The organism is Nocardia bovistercoris, assembly GCF_015674855.1.
Taxonomy (GTDB): Bacteria; Actinomycetota; Actinomycetes; order Mycobacteriales; family Mycobacteriaceae; genus Nocardia; species Nocardia bovistercoris.
In genome coordinates this window covers 1-2429 of the sequence record NZ_JADMLG010000037.1, presented here as the reverse complement: position 1 = coordinate 2429, position 2429 = coordinate 1, and the positions used below count along the sequence as shown (strand labels likewise).

The 2429-nt window shown below is 67.6% G+C and carries 1 protein-coding gene; it reads left to right on the top strand.

Features of this window, described 5'->3' with window-relative positions:
- On the top strand, positions 1 to 2429 hold a 2429-nt coding region (gene clpB, locus IT779_RS37035; protein ID WP_196154173.1), incomplete at both ends, for an ATP-dependent chaperone ClpB.

Sequence of the window (2429 nt, the reverse complement as noted above, 5' to 3'; positions counted from 1 at the left end):
TCCGCCGTGCAGGCGGCTTCCGTCGCGGGTAATCCCGAGGTGCGTCCGGCGCATCTGCTGGTCGCGTTACTGGACCAGACCGATGGTGTGGCGGGTCCGTTGCTCGAGGCTGTCGGCACCGACCCGGTCACGGTGCGCCGCGAAGCGCAGGACATGGTTGACCGGTTGCCGCGTGCCAGCGGCGCCACCACCACGCCGCAACTCGGGCGCGAGGCGCTGGCGGCGATGGGCGTCGCGCAGCGCCTTGCCGGTGAGCTCGGCGACGAATACGTTTCCACCGAGCATGTGCTCGTCGGCCTCGCGGACGGCGATTCCGATGTGACGATGCTGCTGGGCAAGTACGGCGCGACCGTGCAGGCTTTGCGCGAGGCGTTCACCACGGTGCGCGGCAGCGCGCGGGTCACCAGCCCGGATCCCGAAGGCAGCTATCAGGCGTTGGAGAAGTACTCCACCGATCTCACCGCCGCGGCTCGCGAGGGCAAACTCGATCCCGTGATCGGGCGTGACACCGAGATCCGTCGGGTGGTGCAGGTGCTGAGCAGGCGCACGAAGAACAATCCGGTGTTGATCGGGGAGCCCGGTGTCGGCAAGACCGCCATCGTGGAGGGGCTCGCGCAGCGCATTATCGCCGGTGACGTGCCCGAATCGCTGCGCGGCAAGTCCGTGGTCTCGCTGGATCTGGGCGCGATGGTCGCGGGGGCGAAGTATCGCGGCGAGTTCGAGGAACGGTTGAAGGCCGTGCTCGAGGAGATCAAGGCCAGCGCGGGGGAGATCATCACCTTCATCGACGAGTTGCACACCATCGTCGGCGCGGGCGCGACCGGTGAGTCGGCGATGGACGCGGGCAACATGATCAAGCCGATGCTCGCGCGCGGTGAACTGCGGCTGGTCGGGGCGACCACGCTGGAGGAGTACCGCAAGTACGTGGAGAAGGACGCGGCGTTGGAGCGGCGTTTCCAGCAGGTGCTGGTGGGTGAGCCGTCGGTGGCCGACACCGTGGGCATCCTGCGTGGCATCAAGGAGCGCTACGAGGTCCATCACGGTGTGCGCATCACCGATTCCGCGTTGGTCGCGGCGGCGGCGCTGTCGGATCGCTACATCACCTCGCGGTTCCTTCCCGACAAGGCCATCGACCTGGTGGACGAGTCGGCTTCGCGGCTGCGCATGGAGATCGACTCGCGGCCGGTGGAGATCGACGAGGTCGAACGCGCGGTGCGCAGGCTCGAGATCGAAGAGGTCGCCTTGAGCAAGGAGACCGACGAGGCGTCGGCGCAGCGACTGGAGAAGTTGCGCCACGAACTGGCCGATGATCGCGAGAAGCTCGCTCAGCTCACCACCAGGTGGCGCAACGAGAAGTCCGCGATCGACCAGATCCGGGTGCGCAAGGAGGAGTTGGAGGCTCTGCGCGGGGCCTCCGAACGCGCGGAACGCGACGGTGACCTCGGTAAGGCCGCCGAGCTGCGCTACGGCCGGATCCCGGCGCTGGAGAAGCAGCTCGCCGAGGCCGAGAAGTTGTCCAAGTCGGCGTCGGACGGCGCGGTCATGCTCAAGGAGGAGGTCGGCCCCGACGATATCGCCGAGGTGGTCTCGGCGTGGACCGGCATCCCGGTCGGGCGGTTGATGGAGGGCGAGACCCAGAAGCTGTTGCGCATGGAGGACGAACTCGGCAAGCGCGTGGTCGGTCAGCGCGAGGCCGTCGCGGCGGTGTCGGACGCGGTGCGCCGGGCGCGCGCCGGGGTCGCGGACCCGAACCGGCCCACCGGTTCGTTCCTGTTCGTCGGCCCGACCGGCGTCGGTAAGACCGAACTGGCCAAAGCGTTGGCGGACTTCCTGTTCGACGACGAACGCGCCATGGTCCGCATCGACATGAGCGAGTACAGCGAGAAACACGCGGTGGCCCGACTGGTCGGCGCCCCACCCGGATACGTCGGCTACGACCAGGGCGGTCAGCTCACCGAGGCGGTGCGACGGCGCCCGTACACGGTGGTGCTGTTCGACGAGATCGAGAAGGCGCACCCGGACGTGTTCGACATCCTGCTCGCGGTCCTCGACGAGGGGCGCCTCACCGACGGCCAGGGCCGCACCGTCGATTTCCGCAACACCATCCTCATCCTCACCTCCAACCTCGGGGCCGGTGGTGACCAGGAGTACGTGATGAACGCCGTGCGCTCGGCGTTCAAACCCGAATTCCTGAACCGGCTCGACGACGTGGTCATGTTCGGCGCGCTCGATGAGAACCAGCTGGCCTCGATCGTCGACATCCAACTCGACCAACTCCAGAAACGGCTCTCCCAACGCAGACTGAAGTTGGACGTCAGCGACTCGGCGCGGTTCTGGCTCGCGGTACGCGGCTACGACCCGGTCTACGGCGCGCGTCCGCTGCGCAGACTGATCCAACAGTCCATCGGCGACACCCTCGCCAAACAACT